Raw genomic sequence first — 2,789 nt, 5'->3', positions numbered from 1 at the left:
GCGCGACGAGGTCCTGCTCGAGGGTGTCGAGCGATTGCGACGCCTGCAGGCCTGACCCGACCGGCTCGGCCAACGCCGCGTGTTGGGCCCTGGTTCCCCCGCGATGGGCGCTCGTTCACCCGGCGTCCGATGGGCCCGACCCGGGGACCGTGAGATCGGTGCCGGCCATCGCATCGGACAACTCGGCATCCCAGGAGTTGTGCCAGTCATCAGGAAAGCTGCGCTGCAGAAGGTCGATCATGATCGATACCGCAGTGGATGCACCAGGAGACGCACCGAGTAGACCGGTGATGGTTCCGTCGGTGCTGACAACGAGTTCGGTGCCCTGCTGGATGACGCCGATGCGACGACGATCAGGGGTGATCAGTTGCGCGCGTTGCCCGGCTGACACGAGCTCCCAGTCGGCGGGCTCGGCGCCCGGAAGGTACCTGCGTAGGTGCGCGAATCTTTGTCGCGGGCGTGCGGTGAGCTGCCCGATGAGATAGGTCACCAAGGACAGGTTCTGGAGAACGGCCGCGATGATCACATGCCAGTTGTGTCGGCGAACGGTGGTGAAAAAATCCGTCCACCGACCGCTTTTGAGCAGTCGTGTGCTGAACGTGGCATACGGGCCGAACATCAGATGCGCTGTGCCGTCGACGAATCGCCTGTCGAGATGCGGCACCGACATCGGTGGTGCACCGGTCTCGGCCTGGCCGTAGACCTTGACCGTGTGGTGGTCGACCACGGCCGGCCGCGAGCACCGCAGGAACGCGGCACCGACAGGGAGGACCGCGTATCCACGGACCTCGGGGAGCCCGGCGCACTGCAGAAGTCGCAGCGCGTGCCCGCCGGCCCCCACGAACACCCGCCGCGCGTTGATCGTGAAGTGACCGGTCTCGGTGCGTCCGCGCACGGCCCACGTCCGGTCGGGACGTTGCCCGAGATCTCGCACCTCGTGACCGAATCGGATCTGTCCACCATGGTCGGCGACGATGCGCACGAGGCTCTTTGTGAGGGACCCGAAGTCGATGTCGGTCCCGCCCTGGTGCCGTGTGGCGGCCACGACCTCGTTCGCATCGCGACCAGCCATGACCAAGGGCGCCCAACTCGCGATCGTCGCGGGGTCCTCGGTGAACTCCATACCGGCGAAGATCGGGTCGGCGGAGAGGGTGTCGAATCGGCGGCGCAGGTAGGCGGCGTCACGATCTCCGAAGACAACGTCCATGTGTCCGGCGGCGCGGATGAACGTCTCCGGATCGAGCAATCCTGCGTCCGAGAGATACGACCACCATCGTCGACTGGCGCCGAACTCTCTCGCGATCGTCGCCGGAGTCGAACCGTCGGCGGGGTCGGGCATGTAGTTGAGTTCGCAGAACCCGCTGTGCCCGGTGCCCGCGTTGTTCCACGGGGCGCTGCTCTCGGTGGCGAGTTCGTCTGCGCGCTCCAGAAGTGTGATGCGCAGACCAGGTTCGAGTATCGCCAGCATCGATCCCAGCGTCGCCGACATGATGCCGCCGCCGATCAGCACGACATCGACGACTTCCCCTTCAGTGGTCGATGACCGTGACGGCATATTCGACTTCCTCTCACCGGCGTTTCGCGGCAGCGGGACCGCTGCAACTCGACCCACGATCGCCCGCATACAGTCGTTCCGTCCAATGAATGATCGGGGCAATATCATCCAGTTATGGAACAGTGGTCAGTTCAGCTCGCACCCCAACTCCGCGCACTTGTCGCGCTCGCGTCAGCCGGCGGCCACATGACACGCGCGGCAGCAGATTTGAACATTCCGCAATCGTCGATGAGCCGGAAGATCAGTGCCCTGCAATCCGCCCTCGGGGTGCCGCTGCTGATCCACGACGGCCGAGCCGTACGCCTCACGCCCGACGCGCATCAGCTGGCTGTGCGCCTTCGCGGACCCCTGGACGAACTCGATCTCGCACTGGCCGAGGCGTCCGGCTCCACCGATCCCGAGCGCGGAACAGTTCGATTCGGTTTTCCGCTCACGATGGGCTCGGGTCGCATCCCAGACCTCCTCGCCGAGTTCCGGCACCGACACCCGAACATCAAAGTCCTCCTCAAGCAGGCCAATGGCTCCGAGCTCGGGGCGGACCTGTTGAGCGGCGATCTCGACCTCGCGATCGTCATCCCGACACCCGAACGCCTCAACCACGTCGAGATCGGAAAACAGGCGATATGTGTCGTCCTGCCCGCCGGGCACCACCTCGCCACCGCCACCGAACTCCGACTCGACCAGCTCGACGGTGACACGTTCATCGCGAACCCGCCCAGCTACAACCTACGCCAGATCACCGAATACTGGTGCCGCAGCGCGGGATACGACCCTGACATCGCCATCGAGGTCACCGAGTTCGCGACCATCCGTGAACTCATCGGCCGCGACCTCGGCATCGCACTGCTACCGCATGACGATCGCAACCCCTCGGACATTGTCGAGATCCCGCTCGCCGGTCACCAGTACAGGCGCACCATCGCCCTCGCGTGGGGCACATCGACCCAGTCGGCACCCACCCGACAACTCCACGAGTACCTGGTGAACGGGTGGGGGCAGGACGAGGTCTGAGCATCCGGACTCGGAGTAGGGATTGCTCGCCGTACCCGCATCGTCGAACAACTGCTCACCACCGGCGCGATCGGGCGGTGAGTCGCGACGCCGGCCGCACAACCGATCAGGAAACACGGACTCGGGTTCGAGCGGCCGCAATCCGCTCGCACAGGTGTTCGATCATCACTACAGTGGGGGGATGAACGCGGTCGGCCTGCAGGGATCTCTGTTCGACGAGGGT

Annotated in this window: 2 protein-coding genes; one reads left to right on the top strand and one right to left on the bottom strand. The window is 65.3% G+C overall.

What is annotated here, in order from left to right:
• Window positions 1–115 precede the first annotated feature (115 nt).
• On the bottom strand, window positions 116–1,555 hold the full coding sequence (mqo, locus tag JHC79_RS23260; protein WP_296395390.1) for a malate dehydrogenase (quinone): 1,440 nt from the start codon (window positions 1,553–1,555) through the stop codon (window positions 116–118).
• A gap of 114 nt (window positions 1,556–1,669) precedes the next feature.
• Here mqo and JHC79_RS23255 point away from each other — a divergent pair, with 114 nt between their 5' ends.
• Window positions 1,670–2,566: a LysR substrate-binding domain-containing protein gene (locus JHC79_RS23255; RefSeq protein ID WP_296395387.1), complete on the top strand. Its 897-nt coding sequence runs from the start codon at window positions 1,670–1,672 to the stop codon at window positions 2,564–2,566.
• Window positions 2,567–2,789 lie beyond the last annotated feature (223 nt).

Source organism: Williamsia sp., from assembly GCF_016462415.1.
Classification (GTDB): Bacteria; Actinomycetota; Actinomycetes; order Mycobacteriales; family Mycobacteriaceae; genus Williamsia_A.
This window is presented reverse-complemented; position numbering and strand designations above follow the sequence as displayed.